General features: G+C 65.8%; 8 protein-coding genes. 3 read left to right on the plus strand and 5 right to left on the minus strand.

Annotation, left to right across the window (positions count from 1 at the left end; translation table 11 throughout):
• Positions 1-15: 15 nt before the first annotated feature.
• Both LN047_RS09195 and LN047_RS09200 read right to left on the minus strand, forming a co-directional pair.
• Positions 16-1533 carry a sensor histidine kinase gene (locus LN047_RS09195; RefSeq protein WP_373981558.1) on the minus strand — a complete coding sequence of 506 codons (1518 nt, stop codon included), beginning with the start codon at positions 1531-1533 and terminating at the stop codon, positions 16-18.
• Positions 1534-1541: 8 nt separating this feature from the next.
• Entirely contained in the window at positions 1542-3515 is a 1974-nt protein-coding gene (locus tag LN047_RS09200) for an EAL domain-containing protein (RefSeq protein WP_373981559.1), read from the minus strand.
• A 532-nt stretch (positions 3516-4047) separates the two neighbouring features.
• Between LN047_RS09200 and LN047_RS09205 the strand changes: the two genes are divergently transcribed.
• The 3 genes from LN047_RS09205 to LN047_RS09215 are packed head-to-tail and all read left to right on the plus strand — an operon-like array spanning position 4048 to position 7415.
• A complete protein-coding gene (locus LN047_RS09205) occupies positions 4048-5430 on the plus strand; it encodes a putative bifunctional diguanylate cyclase/phosphodiesterase (RefSeq protein WP_373981560.1) in 1383 nt (460 codons plus the stop codon).
• Between the two features lie 36 nt (positions 5431-5466).
• Positions 5467-6537, plus strand: a complete 1071-nt coding sequence (aroC, locus tag LN047_RS09210) for a chorismate synthase (RefSeq protein ID WP_373981561.1) — start codon at positions 5467-5469, stop codon at positions 6535-6537.
• Between the two features lie 38 nt (positions 6538-6575).
• The gene (locus LN047_RS09215; protein WP_062842088.1) at positions 6576-7415 is read left to right on the plus strand and encodes a M48 family metallopeptidase; all 840 of its coding nucleotides are present in this window, start codon (positions 6576-6578) and stop codon (positions 7413-7415) included.
• Between the two features lie 70 nt (positions 7416-7485).
• Here the strand turns inward: LN047_RS09215 and LN047_RS09220 are convergent, their stop codons facing one another.
• The 3 genes from LN047_RS09220 to LN047_RS09230 form a co-directional block, all read right to left on the minus strand.
• Complete coding sequence (locus tag LN047_RS09220) at positions 7486-9447, minus strand: LapD/MoxY N-terminal periplasmic domain-containing protein (protein ID WP_373981562.1); 1962 nt, start codon at positions 9445-9447, stop codon at positions 7486-7488.
• Between the two features lie 17 nt (positions 9448-9464).
• Positions 9465-10148, minus strand: a complete 684-nt coding sequence (locus LN047_RS09225) for a transglutaminase-like cysteine peptidase (RefSeq protein WP_217617817.1) — start codon at positions 10146-10148, stop codon at positions 9465-9467.
• A 103-nt stretch (positions 10149-10251) separates the two neighbouring features.
• Positions 10252-23892 carry a retention module-containing protein gene (locus LN047_RS09230; protein ID WP_373981563.1) on the minus strand — a complete coding sequence of 4547 codons (13641 nt, stop codon included), beginning with the start codon at positions 23890-23892 and terminating at the stop codon, positions 10252-10254.
• Positions 23893-23907 lie beyond the last annotated feature (15 nt).

The following is a 23907-nucleotide window of genomic DNA, read 5'->3' on the forward strand; positions in this document are numbered from 1 at the left end:
CCGCCCGGGCGGCGTCTAGGCCGTCGGGCCGTTTGAGGGCAGGGTGATGACAAAGCGCGTGCCCACGCCCACCTTGCTTTGCATCGTCAGCGATCCGCCCTGGCTTTGACAGATGCGCCGGGCCAGATACAGCCCGATGCCCATGCCTTGGGTTTCGCGATGCGCTGACCGCCGAAAGCGCGGCTCGAAGATTCGGGCCTGTTCTTCTTCCTCGATGCCGGGACCACGGTCCACGACGGCCGCCCAGGTCATGGGTGTTTCGCCGATGCGCGTGTGCCCCGTTTCGATCCGCACGGGCTCGTTGGCCGGCGAATACTTGATGGCGTTGTGGATCAGGTTGCGTACGACCACGCTGGTGAGCGGCCGATCGCAAAAGACCGGTTGCGGCGCTTGCGCTTCAAGCACCAGCGCGTGCGCGGTATCCGGCCGCATGGCGTTCACCACGTCGCGCACCAGATCGGCCATGTCGGTCTGTTCGCCGCGGGGGCTCCAGGCGTGTTCCTCGAGGCGGTCCTGGTTCAACAACTGGTCCATCAGCTCGGTCATCCTTCCGACAGACCGGTGAATGCGCGCCAGCCGCGTGTCCACGGTTTCGCCGCTGTCCGACAGAATCATGTCCAGGGATTGCGCGGCGGCGCTGATGGTGGCGAGCGGCGCGCGCAGCTCGTGCGAGATCAGTGCGTTCATCTGCCGCTGCGCGTCCAGCGCGCCGGCCAGTTCCGCCAGCCGCAGTTCGCCTTGCGCCACATGTTCGGCGTCGGAGCCGGCGCCGGTCTTGCGGGCGGACGCGGCGGTATTGGAGGCGTCCAGGGCAACCCAGAGCAGCGCGCCCGACACCAACATCAGCCTCAGCACTTCCATGCTGGCGCCCGCGGCGTCCGCGCCGCCAGCGTGCCAGGCGTCGTGTCCCAGAACCCAGGCAGATACGGCATAGGCAAGCGCCAGCGTCAGGCTGGCCGGGCGGCCGGCGCGCTGCCGGATCGCGCTGGCCACAAACCAAATCGCCAACGGCACGCTGAGCGCGGCGCACACGCCAGCGATGGAGGCGGGCAGCACGCCGGATTCGGTTTCGTACACAAAGATCAGCGCCAGGGCGGCCACCCCGGACAGCAAGATGCTGATCCACCGGCATGCGGCGCCCAAACCGGCAGCAAGGCGTGATCCCCGCAACTGCGGCGCGGTCAGGGCAAGCAAGGCGGCGTAGGACGCGGCCTGCAGCGCGCCGGGCGGCATCAGCTCGGGCAGGGAGCGGAACAGTCCTTCGAGCAGCGCGAAGATCATGCCCGCCGCGAACAACGCGTTGCGGGTGTGCGCCCAGGCCACGCCGCACGTCACCGCGCAGGCGATCGCGACGCCCGCAGTCAGGCCGGCGTGCAGGCCGTGGTATCCGGCATTCAGTCCGTAGGCAAGCGCATGGGCAGGCCAGAAAAGGGCGCATAGCAACAGGCCGAATCCCGGCCAGACGGATGTCCGGAACACGCCGGGACGGCTGGGGCGCAGGTGGCGAAAATGCCAGCGGGTGCGAAGAAACAATCCTTCCGTCAACTAGGAACCCATTGATGATCGTGCGCGAGGTCTTGCGCGTGGGCGGAGTTTACGACAGCGCTGCTTATCGCGCGGACGCCGATTCCCTCCAAGATGAGCTGCGTGGCGGCGTCCGGCACGTCGGCCGCATGGACCGACATGCCGAGCGTCATCGCGGTGGCGACGACGGTAGCGGCCAGATGCTGGCTGCCGGGACTATGGAGCAGGCCGCTGATGAAGCTGCCGCTCAGCGTCACGTACGAAACCGGGAATTCGTGCAGGTGCTCCATGGCGCCGAACTGCTGCGACAGCCGCGATACGCCGACCCGCCCGCCGGCGCCGGTGACGATGTCGCAGAGCTGGCGCACGTCGGCGCCTTGTTCGACGAGGCCTGCGGCTTCGACTTCCAGGATCAGCCGGCTCGACAGCGTGGGCCGGTCGGCCAGCATGCGTTCCAGGCGTCCGAAAAACGATCCTTGAGCAAGCGTGGCAAGCGACACCGGCACGGTCAGCGCGCCTTCATGCGTGAACAGCCAGTCCAGGCCCAGGCGAATCGCCTGGATATCGCATTCGGCGGACAGCCCCAGGCGCACGGCGGGCGGCATGAAGATCGAGGCAGGCACGGGATCGGTGCCGGACAGGTCATGCAGCGTCAGGCTGGCCTCGTGCTGGAGCAGCGCGCCGGACAGGTCGTGCAAGGGTTGGGCCGACAGCGAGAACCGGTGCTGCTCCAGCGCCGTGATCAACGCGTCGTGCCAGCTGTATTCGCCGATGCGGGTGCTGTCGGCGGCCTGGCTAGCCGGTGTGATCTGGTCGTCATCGGCGCTTTCGGCGCACATCAGCGCGTGGTCCAGGCGGGCCAGGATGTCACTCATGTTGTCGCCCGGTGCGAATGCGGCCATGGCCAACGCCCAGCGGCACCAGCCGAACTTGTCCATGGGCACGCGCAGCGACCGCAGTTCGCGGCGCACGCGCTCGGCCAGCACGCTGGCTTGCGGCGCCGAGGTGCGCGGCAGCAGCAAGGCGAAATCCGATCCGCTGATGCGCGCAATCAGCGTCCCGGGACCGCCGAATTCCTGCACCAGCTTGCGCAGGCGGTCCGACGAGGAGCGCAGCCACTGGTCGGTGAAGGCGCGTGACAGGTGGCGGTTGATCTGCGCCAGGTCGCGTTGGCGGAACATGAGCAGATGGCCGCCGGCCTCATCGGATTTGTCGGCCAGCGCCAGCCGGAACTGGTCGACGAAATGCTTGCGGTTGGACAGGCGGGAGATGGGATCCCGGTAGATCTCGCTTTGCAGCGATTCGATGCGGGCATTCTGTTCCTCGACCGTGGCGGCGACGCGGCGTTGCGCATCGACTAGCGCCTGGTCCACGCCCGGCACTTCGCATGAGCCGGTCAGCTGCGCGTCCGCGCCCGGCGCCAGCGCGCGCACGCGCTCGCAGATGTCGCGGGAGGTGCGGGCTTCGATCCAGCGGACAAGGTTCGTCGCGAAAAGCGCCCAGAATGCGGCGGCCGCCAGCACCAGGCCCAGCACCCGGACGCCGCCTTGCCACAGGGTGTCGCGCGCCATCCGCGCATCGGCCTGCACCGTCAGGACGCCCTTGGCCTGGCCGCCCGGAATGACGAAGGGCCGCGACACCGCGGGCGCCTCCATGTTCAGCCACGCGGCGCGCCAGTCGGACTCTTGGCCGGTACCGGCCGCTGGCCCGATTCGGCGTTCCACGCGGATCGCGTTCCCTTCGTTCGTGATATTGACCAGCGAATACAGGCCTTGTCCAAACAGCTGATCGGCAAGCTCGACCTGCTCTCGATGGCTTCCCGTGCTGTGCGATAGCGCCCAGGCGAGCGCATTGGCGCCCGATTCGCTTTGCTGGGCCAGCTGGGTATTCAGATAGCGATGCGCCGCCAGCATCCCCAGGGCTTGTGCGCCGAGCAGGATGAAGCCAATCAGAAGGGCAGAGCAGAAAAGCAGCCGGCGTAATGTGGACATGTACTTGCGAGTCCCTGTCTGGGTATACGCCGCAGCGGACGCGGGCAGGCGTCCACTGCGGCTTCAACGGGCATCAGGCGGCAAGGTCGCCTGCGCGGGATAAAAACCTGGCTATCAAACGTGACACACGTTACGAAACGACCGTCAAGGATGCGGATGCGGGAAACAGAGGTTGTCACAGAACGCACAGAATATTACGAAATCCTCGGTCATATCAGACAAGGTGTGTAATTATTTCGCTCGTGAGAATGGTCCGGTTGAGAACTATTGAGACACTGCGTATTAATTTTTCGGGTTGCGGTGTCGTAGATGGACCGAGGCATGGCGAAAGGACCGGCCAGCGATCGCCGTCCAGGGGCCCCGCCATGACCGAAGCGAGCAACAAGGATCCAAGGAAAGTCAGGATAAAAGGGGCGCGTTGCCTCCGAAATGTGGCGTTTTTTTGCGAAAACAATGCATAATTTAAAATATGTTACAGCCCCCGGGCCCGTGGTCGGGCCGCAACGCCGGGGGCTTATGGATAGGGGGCTCCGTGCGTGAGAGTTACCTGCTCGCACTGTGCCTGACGCTCGCGGGCGCACTTGCAGCGATCAGTCTGCTGTTCTTCCGCCGCGAGCGCGCGCTGCGCCGACGCCTGACGCGGGATGAACTGACCGGCCTCCTTAGCCAGCAGGAGCTGCATCGTCGCGTGCGCGCCTGGCTGGGCCAGCCGCAGGGCACGACCCGGCGCGGCGCCTTTTTTCTCGTCAGCTTCGAACACTATGCCCAGATCAGCGCCATGCTGCGGGCCGGTGAAGATCAGGCGCTGCTGGTTCAGGTGGCCGATCGCATCAGCCTGGTCGCCCGCGCGCTCGGGGGCATGGCCGCGCGCACCGGGACCGACTCGTTCACCGTCTGCGTGCCCGGCGTTGACGAGGAAGGCGCTGCCCAGGTGTCTGCCAAACTGCTGGCCGACCTGAGCGTGCCTTATGAACTGGGCGCCCGTCCCCTTATTGCCGTCTTTCGCATCGGCGCCGCCCTGTACCCGGCCCACGGCCGCAGCGTCGAGGAATTGCAGCGCTGCGTGCAGGTCGCGATGGTGCCGCTCAAGGATCAGGGCGGCCAGGGGTGGAATCTCTTCGACTTCCGGCTGCTGGCACGCCAGCGGGACCAGCAGGGCCTGGAAAACGACCTTCGGCTGGCCCTGACGACTCCGGCCATGGAGCAGTTCGAGCTCTACTACCAGCCGGTCTGCGACAGCGCGAGCGGCGTGGTGCAGGGGTGCGAAGCGCTGCTGCGCTGGCATCACCCCGTACTGGGCAGCGTGTCGCCCGCCGTGACGATCGAGCTGGCCGAACGCAGCGGCCTCATCGTGCCGCTGGGCGCCTGGATCCTGGAGCGAGCCTGCACGCAAGCGGCGCTATGGCCGGCCGCGTGGCGCGTGCATGTGAACCTGTCGGTCAAGCAGATGAACGAGGACGGGCTGGTTCAACTGGTGTCGGACGTGCTGGCCGCCACCCGTCTGTCGCCGCGCAAGCTGGTGCTGGAGATCACCGAATCCATCTTCATCCTGCACTACGAGCGGCATGTGAAGATCCTGAACACGCTGCGCGACAAGGGTATCGGGGTGGCGCTGGACGACTTCGGCTGCGGCTATTCCAGCTTGAACCATCTGCGCCATCTGCCGATCGATTGGGTCAAGATCGACCGCAGCTTTATCTCCGCGCTGGAATCGGACGCCGGCAGCCGTGAGGTGGTTTCAGCCCTGTTCGGGCTGTGCCAGGCGATGCACCTGCCGGTCGTGGCCGAAGGTGTCGAGACAGAAGGCCAGCGCGAAATCCTCAAGTCGCTGGGATGCCGGGTGATGCAGGGTTTTCTGCTGGGACGGCCTGCGCCGGCCGCCGAAATCCAGGCTTTGGCTGCGGCGGTGTCATAATCGGGGTTGCTTGCAAACCCGACCTGTTGACTCCTTATGCCCGGCAATACCCTAGGTACTCTCTTTACCGTCACGAATTTCGGCGAATCCCACGGGCCGGCCATCGGTTGCGTCGTGGACGGCTGTCCCCCGGGGCTGGCCCTCACCGCGGCCGACATCCAGGTCGAACTGGACCGCCGCCGTCCGGGCACCTCGCGCCACGTGACGCAGCGCCAGGAAGCCGATCAGGTCGAGATCCTGTCCGGCGTGTATGAAGGGGTCACCACCGGCACGCCCATCGGCCTGCTGATTCGCAATACCGACGCGCGCAGCAAGGATTACTCCAATATCGAGGACACCTTCCGGCCCGGCCACGCCGACTTCGCTTATTGGAACAAGTTCGGCGTACGCGACCCGCGCGGCGGCGGACGATCATCGGCCCGCCTGACCGCGCCCACCGTGGCGGCCGGCGCCATCGCCAAGAAGTGGCTGTCCGAGCAGTACGGCGTCAAGGTGCGCGGCTACATGAGCCAGCTCGGCCCCGTCGCCATCCCGTTCGTTTCGTGGGACGAAGTGCCCAACAATCCCTTTTATGCGCCCAACGCCGAGGTCGTGCCCGAACTGGAAGCCTACATGGACCAGTTGCGCCGGGACGGCGATTCCATCGGCGCGCGGATCGAGGTCGTTGCCGAGAACCTGCCGGCCGGCTGGGGCGAACCCATCTACGACCGCCTCGATGCCGACATCGCGCACGTCATGATGGGCCTGAACGCGGTCAAGGGCGTCTCCATCGGCGCAGGCTTTGACTGCATCACGCAGCGCGGCTCGGAACACGGCGACGAAATCACGCCCGAAGGCTTTCTGAGCAACCACGCCGGCGGCGTGCTGGGCGGCATCTCCACCGGGCAGCCCATCACCGTGTCGCTCGCAATCAAGCCCACTTCCAGCATCCGCGTCGAGCGCCGCTCGGTCAACCGCGCCAACGAGCCGGTGATGGTGCAGACGCTGGGCCGTCACGACCCCTGCGTCGGCATCCGCGCCACGCCGATCGCCGAGGCGATGCTGGCGCTGGTGCTGATCGACCACGCGCTGCGCCATCGCGGGCAGTGCGGCGCCGCCCCGGTCTGATACGTTTTTCCGTTGTTGAAAATGGCTTGGAGGCCGACATGAAACAGAAGCGTCATTTTCTGCGCAATGCCGGAGCCGTGCTGTCGCTGGCCGTGCTGGCGGGCTGCACCGGCATGAACACCACGCAGTCGGGCGCCGTGGGCGTCAACCGCACCCAGTACATGTCCAGCATGGTGCCTTCGCAGGCGCTGGAACAGGAAGCAACCCAGCAATACGCCGAGATCCTGCAGCAGGCCAAGTCCAAGGGCTTGCTGGACAAGGATGCCAAGCAGGTGGCGCGGGTGCGCGCCATCTCGCAGCGGTTGATCGCGCAGGCGGGCGTGTTCCGTCCGGACGCCACAAGCTGGAAATGGGAAGTCCACGTGCTGTCCAGCGACGAGGTCAACGCCTGGTGCATGCCCGGCGGCAAGATCGCGGTCTATACCGGCCTGATCTCGAAGATCAACCCAACCGACGATGAGCTGGCTGCGGTATTGGGCCACGAGATCGCCCATGCGTTGCGTGAACACGCCCGCGAGCGCGTGTCCCAGCAGATGGCTACCAGCCTGGGCCTGCAGGTGTTGTCCATTGCCACCGGATCGTCGGCGGCGTCGGACCTGGGCGGCGAATTGACCAATGTGATGTTCACGTTGCCCAACAGCCGCACGCACGAGACCGAAGCGGACCGCATGGGTGTTGAACTGGCCGCCAGGGCAGGTTACGACCCGCGTGCGGCCGTGACGCTGTGGCAGAAGATGGGCGCTGCCAGCCAGGGCAGCGCACCGCCCGAGATCCTGTCCACCCACCCGTCGGCAGCCTCGCGCATCAGCGACCTGCAAACGGCGGCGCAGAAGGTGATGCCGCTTTACGAGCAGTCCAAGGGACAAGCCGCGCGCTGATCGCGCGGGGGGCGCGGCGCTCCGGTTGGGGCGCCCGCCGGCTTGCCGGGCCCAGCCCGGACCGTTCCGCTTACTCCACGCTTGCCGTCTTGACGCCCTGGCCTCGCATGATGTCGATGCCCAGCCCTTGCAGGATGCGTTGGGTTTCCGCGTCCGGCACGTCTTCCGCATAGACGGCAATCCCCAGCGACCGGGCCGTTTCCAGCACCGAGGCCGTGAGCTGCTGGCTGCCCGGGCTTTGCGACATGCCGCCCACGAAGCCCCCGCCCAGTTTCACGTAGGACAACGGCAGCGTGTGCAGTTGCGCCACCGCGCCGAACTGCTGCGCCAGCCGGCGCACGCCGATGTGGGCGCCGAACTCCGCAGCGACGCGGGCAAACGCGGTGATCTGCTCGTGGCATTCCACCAGGCCGTGCGCGTCGATTTCCACGTACAAGCGGCGCGCAAGCGGCCGATTTTCGGTCAGCAGCAACGCAAGCTGGCGCAGGAACTTCTGGCCGCGCAGCGACGGCAGCGACACGCGCACGGCGAGCTCGCCCGCGTGGCTGGCCAGCCATTCCAGGCCCAGCCGCACCGCTTCCAGATCGCACTCGGCCACCAGGTCCAGCCGCACCGCCGGCGGAATGAAAAGCGTGGCGGGAATCGGCTCCTGATCCGGCGCGGTGCGCAGCATCAGCATGGCTTCGGTGCGCACGACGCGCCCATTCAGCGCTAGCAGGGGTTCGGTCGACAGCTCGAAGTGACGGCCTTCCAACGCCGTCTGGATGGCGTCCTTCCAGGCGCGCTCGCCGGCTTCCGACGGCGAATGCGTGTCCGTGGCGCCCGCGATGACGACCTGGTCGTTGCCGGCGCTTTCCGCGCGCATCAGGCCGAAATCCAGGCGGGCAAGCACGGCGCCAGCCTGGCTTCCGTGTGCATAGTCGGTCATGGCCTGCGCCCAGCGGCAAAGATGACCTTCGCCGACAGGAATGCGCGAGGCATGCAGGTCGGCCCGGACCTGCTCGGCCACCATCATGGCCTGGGGCGCCGCGCAGCCCGGCAGCAGCAGCGCAAAGTCCGATCCATTCAGCCGCGCCAGCATGGGCGCGGCGACGTGCATGCGCTTGAGCGTGCCTTGAATGCGTTCGCAGGCGGTGCGCAGCCACTGGTCGATGAATTCTCGCGGCATGTGGCGGTTCAGGTCGGCCAGGTCGCGCTGGCGGAACACCAGCACGTGCCCGCCATCGACCCGCGACGTTCCCGGCGCTGCCCGGGTTTCCAGCGCGCGGCGGAACTCGTTGACGAAGTACTTGCGGTTGGGCAAGCCGGTCACGGGGTCCTGGTTCAGCTCCAGTTCCAGCGACTCGATCTTGGCGTTCTGTTCTTCGACGCTGGCGTGGATGCGCTCGCGCGTCTGGTTCAACGCCTGCACCACGCCGGACAGTTCCGGCACCCGCGCCTCGACCTGCTCGCCCGGCGCATCCCGGCCGATGCCGCGGACGTGGTCGCTGATTTCGCGCAGCAGACGGTTCTTGATCCACCCGACCAGAACGAAGGCGAAGATGGCCCACAGGATGCCCGCGCCGACCACCAGCGCAATCATCTTCAGGCTGCTGCGCCACAGGGCTTCCCAGGCGTAGGCGTCGTTGGCGATCAGGGTGACTTCGCCAATCTGCCGCCAGCCGTCGCTGACCGCATGGCTGGCCGCCTGGCTATCCAGCGGCGCCAGCGCCTGGAACCACGCAGGCACCGATGCGGCAGTGGCGGTCGACCGGCGTTCGATCAGCACCTTGCCGTCGGGATCGGTCAGGCGCACCAGCGAAAAGTGCCCGCCATCGTAAAGCGCGGACACCAGCAGTTCCTGCACGACCGGGTCGTTGTTCGCCGGCTGCGACAAGGACAGGGCCAGCGATACGGCCGCGTCGGTGCTTTGCACCTGAAGCTGGCCCGACAGGTACTCGCGCGCCGAGTTGACGCTGAGCGCCAGCGTTCCCAGCAAGATGACGCTGATGGCGAGGGTCACGCTGAGCAGTAGCTGTCGAAGTATGGACATAGTCTTGTTTCCGGACGTCAGGGGCGGATGCCTTCCCGTTCCATGCGTTGAAGGAGGTCGCGCCAGCGGCTGAGGCGGTCGACAGGCGCGGCCGCCTTGCCGTCCACGTAGACGCCGTCGGCGTTGAAACTGAACACCGGCGTCAGGTCGCGCCGCTGCGTGGCCGGCAGGATGGTTGAAATCAGGCTGTCCAGCACAAGCGGGACGGCATTCGGGGTTTCGTAATAGCCCAGCACCATGTGGGCCACCTGGGCGCTGCTGGCCGCGCCGCCGATGCGGGCGCGCACATAGATGAAGCGCAGCTTGTTGGCCGGCACCCCCATGGAGAGCAGGGTGAAATACTTGCCGATGACATAGTCTTCGCAATCGCCGGCGCCCCGGCCCAGCGACTCCAGCGGCGTGGCCCAGTAGTCGGCCTGCTTCCAGATGATGGAATCCTCGCCGGAAAGCAGGGCGCGGTTCCAGAAGTCGTTGGCGACGGTGAGGCGGTCGCGATCCGATGCCGGAGCGGGGCTGCGCAGCAATTGCAGCCAGTTCGATACGGACTTTGCGCCCTTGGCGCCGTAGCGGCTGGCGGACAGGCTTTGCAGCCTGTCCGTGTTGATCTCCAGCGCCGAGCTGCCGCTCCACCCGCAAGCCAGGCATAGCAGCGCCACACGGCACAGAGTCAGCGCGCTACGAAAACGGCGGGTTGGGGGCATGAAACGGATTTTCACATTTTTTCGGGCATCTTGGACGCGCCCTTGAAAAAATGCGTCGGGCGGGAGGGTAAGGCCTGGGCCGGCCCTCCCGTCACGTCGGTGATCAATGATGATCGACGTTCAGCTTCCCCTTCTGCAGCAGGTCGTTGATGATGGCCTGGTTGCTGACGGCCTGACCGTGGACGTCGTGGGTGAGATCGACGCCCTCCAGCACGATCTTCTGATCGGCACCCTGGCCGATCTGGCCCTTGGTGTTGATCTCGAGAATCGTATTGTTGGCGTTGGCCGGATCCTGCTTGAAGTTGAGGTAGTTGGACAGATTGCCATCCTTCTCGCCCACGAGCAGGTCCTTCAGGTCCAGCACATCGCCGCCGTCTGCGGGTTTGGCCAGCGAGAAGTCCTTGATCCGGTCGACGGCCGGGTTGGACGTCGTTCCCTGATCGTTGAACTCCCAGCGGAACGTATCGGAACCGTCGCCACCGATCAGGGTGTCGTGGCCCTTGCCGCCGATCAGCACGTCGTTGCCCTTGCCGCCGTTCAGGGTGTCGTTGCCATCTCCCGCAAGCAGGATCTCGCTCTTGTCGGTGCCCAGCAGGCTGCTGCCCGCTTGATAGGCCACCGACACGTTGGCGCTATCGCTATGGCCGTCCGCCGTACTGATCGTGTACGAGGAATTGGCCACGGTGTCGGCGACGGCAGATGCGCGGGAATAGTCGACGGTCATCGTGAGAATGTAATTCTCCGGGCCGTCACCAAACCAACCCGAGCCGTTGTCGTCAAGATTGACAAGGTGGATTTCGTATTGGCCATCGGCCGTGGGGCTGATGCTGTCTCCGCTTTGCAGCGCTTTGTAGGGACCCGACGTTCCGGCGAGGCGATACTCCATCCGAACCCAGTTCTCCTGCATGTCATGACTCAGCGTCAGGACTTCGCCGGCCTTCATGGCAAAGGTGATGGTGTCCTCATCATTGCTGCGGCTGGCGCCCACGCTGGCGAGGTATCCATCTACCTTGATCTGAGCCCGATTCTGGCCGATCTGAGCCAGATCTGCGCGATCTACCGTCAGGAACTTGTTCGCATTGACGTTGCCATTCGTTCCCGCGAACCCAAGCTCCTTGACCGACGAAGCAATGAAGTCGCCTCCCTTATCCTTCCAGCCCGTATTCACCGTCAGCGGCCCAATCGTCAACGCACCCGTGCCGCGCACGTCGTTGGCGAGCAGCGAGCCGGCCTGAACCGTCAATTGCGGGCTCAGGATGTTGGTGATCACCGTGTCGTTCACGGCATCCGGGTTTTGATAAACCGGCGCCGTCACCGTCAGCGTGAGGCTGGAGCTTGCCGTATCGCCGTCGCCATCCCTGACCGTGTATTGGACGGTGTCGGTGCCGGCGGCTTGCGGCTGGTAGCGATAATCGCCCAGGTTTTCACCCGCCAGATCGATCGTGAACTTGCCGTGCGACGTCGTCACCGTCAGTTCGGACTTGGCCGAATCGAAGGTGAAGGTCGCGCCGGAGCTGGCCGTGACCTTGTTGGTCGCAACGTCGTAGTTGAACGTCTTGCCGTCGATCACCAGTTGCGTGATACGCGCACCGGCCAGGTCGGCGCCCAACGTGCCGCCCGCCGAGATGTCGCCGACGATCGGCGGTGCGATGGTGTCCGAAATCGCCGTGTCCAGACCGTTCAAGTCCTTCACGATGATCGTGTTGCTGTCCTGCGGCTTGTTGGGGTTGTAGGACACCGGATCGATGTTCGAGCCCGAGGCGCCGGTGCCCAGGCCGATGCCGTAGGAGTTGATCTGGTTGTCCGTGAGGAACTTTTCCCAAGTTGCTTGGAGCGTAGTGCCGACCGCCCCATTCACCGGTTCTCCATCGGTGAAGAAGTAGGAAAGGTTCTGCACATTGGCGCCTTCCAGCTTGCCCGTGCCGGAGTTGTTCCAGGCGGTCATCGCCGTATTCAGCGCTGCCTGATAGTTGGTGCCTCCGCCATCGCTCAAGCCCTGAACGAGCGACTTGGCTTCGGCCAGCGACATCCAGCCGCCTCCCTTCTGGCTCGCGGTCGAGTTGAATTCGACGATCATGACGCGCACGTCGCCGGACTCGCCATACTGGTCGAGCAGCTTGGCGACCGAGGATTTCAGTACCTCCAAGCGCGTCAGCTCACGCTTTCCGCTGTAGACCCCGCTGCCATCGTCCATGCTGCCGGACGTATCCAGCGTCAGCATGATGTTCGTGCCACGCGACGACAGCGCGGAGCTGTCGGCAAGCGGGACCAGGTTGGGCGCCGTATCGGTCACCAGCACGCCCAGGTCGCCCGTCGCCTTGCCGCCGAACTTGTCTTCGACCGTGATCGCGAAGTGGTCCTGGACGTTGGTGTCGTCGCCGGTGTGTTGCTGCGCGCCGCTGGTCTGGTAGGTGTAGGTCACCTTGCCGGTTGCCGCGTCGTAGCCGGTGAGCGTCAGCGTGCCCTTGCTGGTGGTCAGCGTGAGCGGGTTGCTCGACAGGCCCGCCAGGCGGTCCAGAGTCAGCGTCGCGTCGGCGTTGCCGGTGCCGTCGATCGAGATCGACTTCAGTCCGGCTGCCGCGGTGATCACGAAGGAACCGCTGCCGGTGGCCTGTGCTTCGGACACGCTCAGGACGCCAGGGGCGCCGGCATTGTTGTCTTCGATGGTCAGGGTCGGACCCGTGGGCTCGACACCGCCAACCTGGAACTGGCCGTTTGCGAAATCGCCATCCGCGTCGGTCACTTGGTACGTGAAGTCGATCAGCTTGTTGGCCGTGCCGTTCATGGGCTGGTACTGATAGAACTCCCACTTTCCGGTGGCCGGCGTCAGACGGATCTCAAACACCAGATTGCCCGACGCATCCAGACCCTGGATCAGGTTGCCGTTGGCAGCCACATTGGTCTTGATTGCGCCGCCATCACGCGTCGTCAGGCCGCTTTCCACGCCCGTCAGCTTCAGCGTTCCGGGGCCGTCAGCGCCGTAGGCGAATTGCAGGTTGCCGTCGGCGTAGGCGATGGCATGGACATCCTGGCTGCCCAGGAACGTCACGCCAGTCACCGTGAAGTCGCTGTTGTCGCTCGAGGAATTCTTGTGGTTGTCCGTGGCAGACACGACGATCGTGTCGAAGCCGCCTTCCTCGACCCGGAAGTTCGCCGCGTAGTCGCCGCCGCTCTTGTCGGAGGTGAAGGTGCGTTCGGCGATCAACACGCCATCGCGGTAGAAGCGTGCGATGCCGCTTTCCACTTCGCCACCATACATGGCGGCGAAGTCGATGGTTGCGCCGTAGGCGATCTTTCCGCCGGTGAGGCGGATCGTCAGTTCTTCCGACGCGCCCTGGCCGTTCAATTCGCGGTAGTCCACCTCGTTCGCGATGTTGTGATACGGGGAGCCCGAACTCGCCACACCCAGCCCTGCGGTGCTCTGGTTGACCTTGGCGTCGATCAGCGTCAGGTCGTTATTCGACGTGAATCCCTTGGCCGAGACTTCCACGGCGCCGTTGCCGAACGTGAACTTCCACTGGCTATCGCTGCTGGAAGAGCCGGCAAAGGAGACCTTGCCGGTATAGACATCGGGAATGCCGGCGGACTCGACGTTGACGGGCGCGTTCTGCTGCACGACAGGCGAATCGTCTTCGATCGTGACGTTCAGCGTGGTGGTGACGGGCGCATTGACGCCGTCCGCGACCTTGACGGTCACGGACAGGCCGACCGTGTCTTCACGCGTCGTGTCCGGATGATCCACCGGCGCCAGCATCTGCACCGTGTAGGCGCCGGCATTGTCGATCTTGATGATGATGGCGTCGGTGGTGCCGGCGCGGCCGGTCAGCGTATGGCCATTGTCGGACAGCGTCCAGTTGATTGGCACGCCATCGGAGGTGAGGCTGCCGTTGGCCGGCGCCACCAGCGTGATCGTGTAGGCGGCTCCGCTGTTGTCGTCGGTGATGTTCAACTGGCCATTGGCCTTCGCCGAATCGGTGGTGTCGGACGTGCCATTGCCGTCCTTGATGCCACCGCTCAGGCCTTCCTCGGACACCGCGACGGATGCGTTGCCCACGACAGGCGGCTTGTTGATGTCCACGATGGCCGCATTGCCGCTGTCCGAGATGCCTGCCGGAAGGGCGGTACCGCTAGCGGTCTGACCGGAGAGCGTGGCGTTGAGAACCATGCTTTCGGTGCCTTCGTAGATGCCGTCGGCAGTCGTGGGCACTTGGACGACGATGCCGCCGGTGGTGCCGGACGGAACCTTGACGCTGTACGAGCCGTCTGCGTTGGCCGTCACCGCCACAGACGTTCCGCCGATCGTCACAACGGGCTTGCCGTAGTCGGCGCCGGTAACCTGGCCGCCCAGCGTGAAGGTCAGCGTCGTTTCGGCATCGACCGGCTTGCTCAGGGCCACGTTGAAGCTCGCCGTGTTCCCTTCGGTCACGTTGCCCGCGTCGGAGACACTGAGCGACGGCACATCGGCGCCCGGACCACGGCTGTCCACGATGGCGGCGTTGCCGGTATCGGTGATGTTGCCAGGCAGGGCGACGCCGCTGGCGGTGTTGCCCGAGAGCGTGGCTTCCAGGGTCAGCTGTTCACGGCCTTCGAACACCGAATCATCGGTGGTCGGGACCGTGACGACGATGCCGCCAGTCGTGCCGGCCGGCACGGTGATGCTGTAGGAGCCATCGGCGTTGGCCGTGACGGTGGCGGGCTTGCCGCCGATCATGACCGTGGGCGTGCCCACGTCGCCGGCTTCGATCTGGCCGCCGAGCTTGAACGTCAGCGTGGTGTTGGCGTCAACGGCCTTGTTCAGCGCGACGTTGAAGACGGCGTTGCTGCCTTCGTTGACGTCGCCCGCGTCGGAGACGGTCAGGGTCGGCACGTCGGCGCCCGGACCACGATCGTCCACGATGGCGGCGTTGCCGGAATCGGTGATGTTGCCCGGCAGGGCGACGCCGCTGGCCGAGCTGCCGGTCAGCGTGGCGTCGAGCGTCAGTTGTTCGCGGCCTTCGAAGACGGAGTCATCGGTGGTCGGGACGGTGACAACGATGCCGCCGGTCGTACCGGCCGGCACGGTGATGCTGTAGGAGCCATCGGCATTCGCAGTCACGACGGCAGGCTTGCCGCCGATCATGACCGTGGGCGTGCCCACGTCGCCGGCTTCGATCTGGCCGCCCAGCGTGAACGTCAGGGTCGTGTCGGCATCGACAGCCTTGGTCAGCGCGACGTTGAAGACGGCGTTGCTGCCTTCATTCACATCGCCCGCATCCGAGACCGTCAGGGCCGGCACGTCGGCGCCCGGGTTCGGGTTGGACGGGTCGGTGCTTTCCGTATCGACGATCGTGGCGCTACCGGAATCGGTAATGTTGCCAGGCAGCGCGACGCCGCTGGCGGTGTTGCCCGAGAGGGTGGCGTCGAGCGTCAGCTGTTCGCGGCCTTCAAACACCGAATCATCGGTAGTCGGGACCGTGACCACGATGCCGCCGGTCGTGCCAGCAGGGACGGTGATGCTGTAGGAGCCATCGGCGTTGGCCGTGACGGTGGCAGGCTTGCCGCCGATCATGACCGTGGGCGTGCCCACGTCGCCAGCTTCAATCTGGCCACCCAGGGTGAATGTCAGCGTGGTGTCGGCATCGACAGCCTTGGTCAGCGCGACGTTGAAGACGGCGTTGCTGCCTTCATTCACATCGCCCGCATCCGAGACGGTCAGGGCCGGCACGTCAGCGCCCGGGTTCGGGTTGGACGGGTCGGTGCTTTCCGTATCGACGATCGTGGCGCTACCGGAATCGGTAATGTTGCCAGGCAGCGCGACGCCGCTGGCGGTGTTGCCCGAGAGGGTGGCGTCGAGCGTCAGCTGTTCGCGGCCTTCAAACACCGAATCATCGGTAGTCGGGACCGTGACCACGATGCCGCCGGTCGTGCCAGCAGGGACGGTGATGCTGTAGGAGCCATCGGCGTTGGCCGTGACGGTGGCAGGCTTGCCGCCGATCATGACCGTGGGCGTGCCCACGTCGCCAGCTTCAATCTGGCCACCCAGGGTGAATGTCAGCGTGGTGTCGGCATCGACAGCCTTGGTCAGCGCGACGTTGAAGACGGCGTTGCTGCCTTCATTCACATCGCCCGCATCCGAGACGGTCAGGGCCGGCACGTCAGCGCCCGGGTTCGGGTTCGACGGGTCAGTGCTTTCCGTATCGACAATCGTGGCGCTGCCGGAATCGGTGATGTTGCCAGGCAGCGCGACGCCGCTGGCGGTGTTGCCCGAGAGCGTGGCGTCCAGGGTCAGCTGTTCGCGGCCTTCGAAGACGGCGTCATCGGTGGTCGGGACGGTGACCACGATGCCGCCAGTCGTGCCAGCCGGCACGGTGATGCTGTACGAGCCATCGGCGTTGGCCGTGACGGTGGCAGGCTTGCCGCCGATCATGACCGTGGGCGTGCCCACGTCGCCAGCTTCAATTTGACCGCCCAACGTGAACGTCAGCGTCGTATCGGCATCGACAGCCTTAGTCAGCGCAACATTAAAGACGGCGTTGCTGCCTTCGTTGACATCGCCCGCGTCCGAAACGGTCAGGGCCGGCACGTCGGCGCCCGGATTCGGGTTCGACGGATCGGTGCTTTCCGTATCGACAATCGTGGCGCTACCGGAATCGGTAATGTTGCCAGGCAGCGCGATGCCGCTGGCCGAGCTACCAGTCAGCGTGGCGTCCAGCGTCAGCTGTTCGCGGCCTTCGAAGACGGCGTCATCGGTGGTCGGGACGGTGACCACGATGCCGCCAGTCGTGCCAGCCGGCACGGTGATGCTGTAGGAGCCGTCGGCATTGGCCGTGACGGTGGCAGGCTTGCCGCCGATCATGACGGTGGGGGTGCCCACGTCGCCGGCTTCAATTTGACCGCCCAGCGTGAAGGTCAGAGTCGTGTCGGCATCAACAGCCTTGGTCAGCGCGACGTTGAAAACGGCGTTGCTGCCTTCGTTGACGTCGCCGGCATCCGAGACGGTCAGCGCCGGCACGTCGGCGCCCGGGTTCGGGTTGGACGGGTCGGTGCTTTCGGTATCGACAATCGTGGCGCTGCCGGAATCCGTGATGTTGCCAGGCAGCGCGACGCCGCTGGCGGTGTTGCCCGAGAGGGTGGCGTCGAGCGTCAGCTGTTCGCGGCCTTCGAACACCGAATCATCAGTAGTCGGGACCGTGACGACGATGCCGCCAGTCGTGCCGGCAGGCACCGTGATGCTGTACGAGCCATCGGCGTTGGCCGTGACGGTGGCGGGCTGGCCGCCAATCATCACGGTGGGGGTGCCGATGTCCCCGGCTTCGATCTGGCCGCCGAGCGTGAACGTCAGCGTCGTGTCGGCGTCGACCGCCTTGGTCAGGGCAACGTTGAAGACGGCGTCGTTGCCTTCATTGACGTCGCCGGCATCCGAGACGGTGAGGGCCGGCACGTCGGCGCCCGGGTTCGGGTTGGTCGGGTCGGTGCTTTCCGTATCGACAATCGTGGCGCTACCGGAATCAGTAATGGTGCCCGGCAGCGCGATGCCGCTGGCCGAGCTGCCGGTCAGCGTGGCGTCCAGCGTCAGCTGCTCGCGGCCTTCGAAGACGGCGTCATCGGTGGTCGGGACGGTGACAACGATGCCGCCAGTCGTGCCAGCCGGCACGGTGATGCTGTAGGAGCCATCGGCGTTGGCCGTGACGGTGGCCGGCTTGCCGCCGATCATGACAGTGGGCGTGCCCACGTCGCCGGCTTCGATCTGGCCGCCCAGCGTGAACGTCAGGGTGGTGTCGGCGTCGACCGGCTTGGACAGGGCGACGTTGAAGACAGCGTCGTTGCCTTCGTTGACGTCGCCTGCATCCGAGACGGACAGGGTCGGGACATCCGCACCCGAACCGTGATCGTCAACGATGACGGCGTTGCCTGAGTCGGTGATGGTGCCCGGCAGGGCGATGCCGCTGGCCGAGCTGCCAGTCAGCGTGGCGTCGAGCGTCAGCTGTTCGCGGCCTTCAAACACCGAGTCGTCGGTGGTCGGGACCGTGACAACGATGCCGCCGGTCGTGCCGGCAGGCACCGTGATGCTGTAGGAGCCATCGGCGTTGGCCGTGACGGTGGCCGGCTTGCCGCCAATCATGACCGTGGGCGTACCCACGTCGCCAGCTTCGATCTGGCCGCCCAGCGTGAACGTCAGGGTCGTGTCGGCATCAACCGGCTTGGACAGGGCGACGTTAAAGACAGCGTCGTTGCCTTCGTTGACGTCACCGGCGTCCGAGACGGACAGGGTCGGGACATCCGCACCCGAACCATGGTCGTCAACGATGACGGCGCTGCCCGAGTCGGTGATGGTGCCCGGCAGCGCGATGCCGCTGGCCGAGCTGCCAGTCAGCGTGGCGTCCAGCGTCAGCTGTTCGCGGCCTTCAAACACCGAGTCGTCGGTTGTCGGGACCGTGACAACGATGCCGCCAGTCGTGCCGGCAGGCACGGTGATGCTGTAGGAGCCATCGGCGTTGGCCGTGACGGTGGCAGGCTTGCCGCCAATCATGACGGTGGGGGTGCCCACGTCGCCAGCTTCGATCTGGCCGCCCAGCGTGAACGTCAGGGTCGTGTCGGCATCAACCGGCTTGGACAGGGCGACGTTAAAGACAGCGTCGTTGCCTTCGTTGACGTCACCGGCGTCCGAGACGGACAGGGTCGGGACATCCGCACCCGAACCATGGTCGTCAACGATGACGGCGCTGCCCGAGTCGGTGATGGTGCCAGGCAGGGCGATGCCACTGGCCGAGCTGCCAGTCAGCGTGGCGTCGAGCGTCAGCTGTTCGCGGCCTTCGAAGACGGAATCGTCGGTGGTCGGGACCGTGACGACAATGCCGCCCGTGGTGCCAGCCGGCACGGTGATGCTGTAGGAGCCATCGGCATTAGCAGTCACGACGGCAGGCTTGCCGCCAATCATGACGGTGGGCGTACCCACGTCGCCAGCTTCGATCTGGCCACCCAGGGTGAACGTCAGCGTGGTGTCGGCATCAACCGGCTTGGACAGCGCGACGTTAAAGACAGCGTCATTGCCTTCGTTGACGTCACCGGCGTCCGAGACGGACAGGGTCGGCACGTCCGCGCCCGAACCATGGTCGTCAACAATGACGGCGCTGCCCGAGTCAGTGATGGTGCCAGGCAAGGCGATGCCGCTGGCCGAGCTGCCGGTCAACGTGGCGTCCAGCGTCAGCTGTTCGCGGCCTTCAAACACCGAGTCGTCGGTGGTCGGGACCGTGACAACGATGCCGCCAGTGGTGCCAGCAGGCACCGTGATGCTGTAAGAGCCATCGACATTCGCAGTCACGACGGCAGGCTTGCCGCCGATCATGACGGTGGGGGTGCCCACGTCGCCGGCTTCGATCTGGCCGCCGAGCGTGAACGTCAGCGTGGTGTCGGCGTCGACAGGCTTGGAAAGCGCGACGTTGAAGACGGCGTCGTTGCCTTCGTCGACGTCGCCAGCGTCCGAGACGCTCAGCGAGGGCACATCCGCGCCGGAGCCATGGTCGTCAACGATGACGGCGCTGCCGGAGTCGCTGATGTTGCCAGGCAGCGCAACGCCGCTGGCGGTATTACCCGAGAGCGTCGCTTCGAGCGTCAGTTGCTCGCGGCCTTCAAACACCGAATCGTCAGTGGTCGGGACGGTAACGACGATGCCGCCGGTCGTACCCGCAGGAACCGTGACGCTGTACGTACCGTCCGGATTGGCCGTGACGGTGGCGGGCTTGCCGCCAATCATGACGGTGGGCGTGCCCACGTCACCATTTTCAATCTGGCCACCCAGCGTGAACGTCAGCGTGGTGTCGGCGTCGACGGCCTTGGTCAGCTCGACATTGAAGACGGCGTCGTTGCCTTCGTTGACATCGCCCGCGTCCGAGACGGAAATGGCCGGCACGTCAGCCCCCGGGTTCGGGTTCGACGGATCGGTGCTTTCGGTATCGACAATCGTGGCGCTACCGGAGTCGGTAATGTTGCCAGGCAGGGCGACGCCGCTGGCGGTATTGCCCGAGAGCGTGGCGTCCAGCGTCAGCTGTTCGCGGCCTTCGAAGACGGCGTCATCGGTGGTCGGGACGGTAACGACGATGCCGCCAGTCGTGCCAGCCGGCACGGTGATGCTGTAGGAGCCATCGGCGTTGGCCGTGACGGTGGCGGGCTTGCCGCCGATCATGACCGTGGGGGTGCCCACGTCGCCAGCTTCGATCTGGCCGCCCAGCGTGAACGTAAGCGTGGTGTCGGCGTCAACAGCCTTGGTCAGCGCAACATTGAAGACGGCATCGCTGCCTTCATTGACATCGCCCGCGTCGGCGACGGTCAGGGCCGGCACGTCGGCGCCCGGGTTCGGGTTGGACGGGTCGGTGCTTTCCGTATCGACAATCGTGGCGCTGCCGGAATCCGTGATATTGCCCGGCAGGGCGATGCCGCTGGCCGAGTTGCCGGTCAGCGTGGCGTCCAGCGTCAACTGCTCACGGCCTTCAAACACCGAGTCGTCGGTGGTCGGAACGGTGACGACGATGCCGCCGGTCGTGCCGGCAGGCACGGTAACGCTATACGTGCCGTCAGGATTGGCCGTGACGGTGGCGGGCTTGCCGCCGATCATCACGGTGGGGGTACCGATGTCGCCGGCTTCGATCTGGCCGCCCAGCGTGAACGTCAGGGTCGTGTCGGCATCGACAGCCTTGGTCAGCGCGACATTGAAGACGGCGTCGCTGCCTTCATTGACATCGCCCGCGTCGGAGACGGTCAGGGCAGGTACGTCAGCGCCAGGATTCGGGTTCGACGGGTCGGTGCTTTCGGTATCGACAATCGTGGCGCTACCGGAATCAGTGATATTGCCCGGCAGGGCGATGCCGCTGGCCGAGTTGCCGGTCAGCGTGGCGTCCAGCGTCAACTGCTCACGGCCTTCAAACACCGAGTCGTCGGTGGTCGGAACGGTGACGACGATGCCGCCAGTCGTGCCAGCCGGCACGGTGATGCTGTAGGAGCCATCGGCGTTGGCCGTGACGGTGGCAGGCTTGCCGCCGATCATGACCGTGGGGGCACCCACGTCGCCGGCTTCGATCTGGCCACCCAGGGTGAACGTCAGTGTGGTGTCGGCGTCGACCGCCTTGGTCAGCGCGACATTGAAGACGGCATCGCTGCCTTCGTTGACGTCGCCCGCGTCGGAGACGGTCAGGGCCGGCACGTCAGCGCCCGGATTCGGGTTGGACGGATCGGTGCTTTCGGTATCGACAATCGTGGCGCTACCGGAATCGGTGATGTTGCCCGGCAAGGCGACGCCGCTGGCGGTATTGCCCGAGAGCGTGGCGTCCAGCGTCAGCTGTTCACGGCCTTCGAACACCGAATCATCGGTGGTCGGGATGGTGACAACGATGCCGCCAGTCGTGCCGGCAGGAACCGTGACGCTGTACGTGCCGTCCGGATTGGCGGTGACGGTGGCAGGCTTGCCGCCGATCACGACGGTGGGCGCACCCACGTCGCCGGCTTCGATCTGGCCGCCGAGCGTGAAGGTGAGGGTGGTGTCGGCATCAACCGGCTTGGACAGCGCGACATTGAAGACGGCATCGCTGCCTTCGTTGACATCGCCAGCGTCCGAAACGGTCAGGGCCGGTACGTCGGCGCCCGGGTTCGGGTTCGACGGGTCGGTGCTTTCCGTATCGACAATCGTGGCGCTACCGGAATCAGTAATGTTGCCAGGCAAGGCGACGCCGCTGGCGGTATTGCCCGAGAGCGTGGCGTCCAGCGTCAGTTGTTCACGGCCTTCAAACACCGAGTCGTCGGCGGTTGGGACCGTGACAACGATGCCGCCAGTCGTGCCGGCAGGCACGGTGATGCTGTAGGAGCCGTCGGCATTGGCCGTGACGGTGGCGGGCTGGCCGCCAATCATCACGGTGGGGGTGCCGATGTCCCCGGCTTCGATTTGACCGCCCAGCGTGAACGTCAACGTGGTGTTGGCGTCGACCGCCTTGGTCAGCGCGACATTGAAGACGGCGTTGCTGCCTTCATTGACATCGCCTGCGTCGGACACGTTTATGGCCGGCACATCGGCGCCGGTGCCGCGGTCGTCCACGATGACGGCGCTGCCGGAGTCGGTAATGTTGCCAGGCAGGGCGATGCCGCTGGCGGAGCTGCCGGTCAGCGTGGCGTCCAGCGTCAGCTGTTCACGGCCTTCGAACACGGCGTCGTCGGTAGTGGGGACCGTGACGACGATGCCGCCGGTCGTGCCGGCAGGCACCGTGACGCTGTAGGAGCCATCGGCGTTGGCCGTGACGGTGGCGGGCCTGCCGCCGATCATGACGGTGGGGGTGCCCACATCGCCCGCTTCAATTTGGCCGCCCAGCGTGAACGTCAGGGTGGTGTCGGCGTCGACAGCCTTGGTCAGGGCAACGTTGAAGACGGCATCGCTGCCTTCGTTGACATCGCCCGCGTCCGAGACGGACAGGGCCGGCACGTCGGCGCCCGGGTTCGGGTTGGTCGGGTCGGTGCTATCGGTATCGACGATCGTCGCGTTGCCGGTGTCGGAGATGCCGGCGGGCAGCTGGGCGCCGTTGGCGGCCTGGCCGCTGAGCGTGGCCTCCAGCGTCAGGGTCTCGCTGCCCTCGAACGTGTTGTCGTCCGTCGTCGGCAACGTCACCACGATGCCGTTCGTGACGCCGGCGGGCAGCTGGAAGCTGTACGTGCCGTCTGCATTGGCCGTCACGGCCACGGCCACGCCGCCGATGGTGACCACCGGCACGCCGACGTCCTGGGGTTCGACCTGACCACCAACCTTGAGCGTGATGGTCGTTTCACGGTCCAGATCGATCGTGTTGCCCAGACTGATGTTGAACGTGGCGCTGCCGCCTTCGTTGATGGTGCCGGCGTCCGAAACGGCGATCGTGGGCACGTCGAGCACGCCAACGATCGTGACGGCGACCGTTGCGGTCGAGGTGGCGCCCGACGGATCGGTGATCGTGTAGGAAATGGTGGAGCTCGCGGTCTCGCCTTCTCCCAGCGCCTGGTAATCGCCATTCGGGTTGAAGACGTACGAACCGTCAGGGAACACCGTGAACGTTCCGCCGTTCGAGCCGGGCACGGTCAGGCCGGCGCTGGTCATGGGGCGGCCGTTGACGGAAACCAGCGTCAATGCGTCGCCATCGGCGTCAGCATCGTTGGCGAGCAGATTTCCGCTGATCGAATTGTCCTGAAGGGTGGTGACGCCATCGTTCTGCGCGACCGGGGGCGTGTTGCCCGGGACAGCTGCAGTGCCGTCGCCGTCATCGGCGGTCAGCGCCGCGCCGGAAACCCGCGGCAGCGTGTCGTCGCCGCGTGCCGGATTCGGGTAGGCCAGGTCCAGCGGGCTGGTGGTTTCGAGGATGCGGGCCAGGCGGACGAAGCTGCTGCCGCCGGCTTCACCGCCGCCAGCCACGACGGCGGCGGTCGGATCGAGTTCGTCGAACGGGTCGCGGCCGGCTTGCAGGGCGGCCAGCAGGCGGTCCGAATCGGTGCCCGAGGGCGGCGCAACCGCGGCTTCGGTCGGATCGGCCAGCGGGCCGGTCATGTCGCCGTTGACCGCGACTTCGCGGCCTTCGCCGATCACGATCGGCATGCCGTTTTCAACCTGAAGCGAAACCGTGGCGCCCGAGGCAGTGACGATGTCGCTGCCGGCGGGGACTTTGCTGCCTTGATGCAGTTCGGTCAAGGAACCGTCGCTATTGCGTATCCACGCGCGACCGGAGATTTCGTTGACGACGGCGGGAGAAGAGTTGGCCATGTTGGTTCCGTTTCA

Origin of the sequence: Achromobacter sp. JD417 (genome assembly GCF_041879325.1) — a bacterium.
In the GTDB taxonomy this organism is placed as follows: Bacteria; Pseudomonadota; Gammaproteobacteria; order Burkholderiales; family Burkholderiaceae_B; genus Achromobacter; species Achromobacter mucicolens.

What these genes read in the sequence shown, in the direction of transcription:
- LN047_RS09200 (WP_373981559.1), bottom strand. Translation starts at nt 3,515, where the DNA reads ATGTCCACATTACGCCGGCTGCTTTTCTGCTCTGCCCTTCTGATTGGC.
- aroC (WP_373981561.1), top strand. Translation starts at nt 5,467, where the DNA reads ATGCCCGGCAATACCCTAGGTACTCTCTTTACCGTCACGAATTTCGGC.
- LN047_RS09215 (WP_062842088.1), top strand. Translation starts at nt 6,576, where the DNA reads ATGAAACAGAAGCGTCATTTTCTGCGCAATGCCGGAGCCGTGCTGTCG.
- LN047_RS09220 (WP_373981562.1), bottom strand. Translation starts at nt 9,447, where the DNA reads ATGTCCATACTTCGACAGCTACTGCTCAGCGTGACCCTCGCCATCAGC.
- LN047_RS09225 (WP_217617817.1), bottom strand. Translation starts at nt 10,148, where the DNA reads ATGCCCCCAACCCGCCGTTTTCGTAGCGCGCTGACTCTGTGCCGTGTG.
- LN047_RS09230 (WP_373981563.1), bottom strand. Translation starts at nt 23,892, where the DNA reads ATGGCCAACTCTTCTCCCGCCGTCGTCAACGAAATCTCCGGTCGCGCG.